The sequence below is a fragment of the Burkholderia sp. E168m23 genome, assembly GCF_016586125.1.
Lineage (GTDB): Bacteria > Pseudomonadota > Gammaproteobacteria > Burkholderiales > Burkholderiaceae > Burkholderia > Burkholderia orbicola.
This window is the reverse complement of sequence record NZ_BCPP01001199.1, coordinates 1-1,771: the sequence shown is the minus strand read 5'-3', so window position 1 is coordinate 1,771 and position 1,771 is coordinate 1. Positions and strand designations below refer to the sequence as shown.

2 protein-coding genes are annotated in these 1,771 nt (G+C 64.9%); one reads left to right on the top strand and one right to left on the bottom strand.

The window, feature by feature from the left end; translation table 11 throughout:
* Window positions 1–32: 32 nt before the first annotated feature.
* A complete protein-coding gene (locus tag JMF90_RS35650) occupies window positions 33–1,091 on the top strand; it encodes a TrkA family potassium uptake protein (protein WP_236598113.1) in 1,059 nt (352 codons plus the stop codon).
* A gap of 192 nt (window positions 1,092–1,283) precedes the next feature.
* Here the strand turns inward: JMF90_RS35650 and JMF90_RS35645 are convergent.
* A partial coding sequence (locus JMF90_RS35645; protein ID WP_236598112.1) for a LysR substrate-binding domain-containing protein occupies window positions 1,284–1,771 on the bottom strand: 488 nt, incomplete at its 5' end.

The following is a 1,771-nucleotide window of genomic DNA, read 5'->3' as shown; positions in this document are numbered from 1 at the left end:
CATTATACGAAGTTATACGACGCTCGTTGCGCATGCGCCTGCGTCGCGCCCGCAATCCGTGGCAGGCGCCGCGTGCGCGCACGCTGTTCACGCGCCCCGCGACGTCGCCGCTGCGCACGCTGCTGTTCCGTCTCGGCGCGGTCGTGCTGTTGTGCACGCTGGCGTTCCTCGTGCTGTATCTCGATCGCGACGGCCTGCGCGATTCGACCAAGAGCACGCCGATGACCGTGGCCGATCTCGTGTACTTCACGATGGTCACGGTCGCGACGGTCGGCTACGGCGATATCGTGCCCGTCACGGCGCGGGCGCGCCTGCTCGATGCGTTCTTCATCGTGCCGATCCGCATCGGCATCTGGTTCATTTTCCTGGGCACGGCGTATCAGTTCGTGATCCAGCGCGTCATCGAGGAATTCCGCATGAAACGCCTGCAGAAGCAACTGTCCGATCACATCGTCGTGTGCGGTTATGGCCTGTCGGGATCGATCGCGGTGCGCGAGTTGCTGGAGAGCGGCGTCGATCCGGCGACGATCATCGTGATCGATTCGCAGCAGCAGGCCCTCGAGGCGGCGACGTCGCTCGGCGTGACGGGGTTGCTCGGCGATCCGGCCCATGAGGATCTGCTGCAGCAGGCGCAGGTGCGCGCGGCGAAGGCCGTGATCATTTCGGTGACCGACGATCCGACCGCGATCCTGCTGACGCTGTCGGTGCGCAGCATCGCGCCCGATACGAAGATCGTCGTGCGGATTCAGGAGAACCTGTACCAGCGGCAACTGCGGCAGGCCGGCGCGGACGTGATCGTATCGTCGACGAAGATCGGTGCGTTGTTGCTGGCGGATGCGGTCCACAGCCGCTACATCGTGCCGTTCGTGAACGACATGCTGTCGACGCGCGGGCGCGCGACGCTGCTGGAGCGCGAGGCATTGCCGCATGAGATCGGCTGCCTGACGAACGTCGTGCCGGGCGCGATCGTGGTCGGGCTCGATCGCTGCGGGAAGATCTATTCGTTTTACGAGGATGCGCCGTGCAGGATCGAGGCGGGCGATACGCTGGTGGTGATTCAGTCGGCGCGGATTCCCGATCCGGATGCGTGAGGACGTTTGGCTTGGGTGATGCGCCCATGAGGGCACGGGCGCCTGGCGTTGTCCATGAAGCCTGTCTCGAACGCGGCTGCTGCTTGATCTGCTGGAACACTTTGTAGCGGAATCAGCGGTTTTCATGAAGCCGTCTCCAAACCCGAACCCGCGTCGCGTTCAGGAGCAGGAGTACGGGCCACGCCAGCCCCCCTAACGAAACGCCCGCATCTGCCCCGTCATCATCTGCAGCATCTTGTTGGCGGCCACCGAGAGCTTGCGGCCCACGCGCGTGACCATGTGCGCTTCGGCGTTCTCGAGGATCGGATGCGCGATGTCGATCGCGAACAGCTCCCTGGCCTGCAGCTCGGCCGTCACCGCGAAGGCCGGCATCACCGAGATACCGAGCCCGGATTTCACGAACTCCTTCAGGATCGCGAAGGAATTGGTGGTGATGATCGGCGCGAGCCGTACGCGCTCGGCGTATTCCACGGCCTCCATCATCTGCCGCGTGCCGTAGGACGGGTGAGTGGCCGCCAGCGGGTAGGTGGCGAGCTGCTGCACCGTCAGCACCTTGTGGCTGCGGCGCGGAAAGTCGGGGCCGACGATCGCCATCATCGGCTGCCGCTTCGACGCGCGCGACACCAGCTTGGGTTCGCTGGGCGGGTTGTACACCAGGCCGATCTCGCCTTCGTCGTTCG

Coding starts and splice junctions, on each gene's coding strand:
- JMF90_RS35650 (WP_236598113.1), top strand. CDS start 33: ATGCGCCTGCGTCGCGCCCGCAATCCGTGGCAGGCGCCGCGTGCGCGC.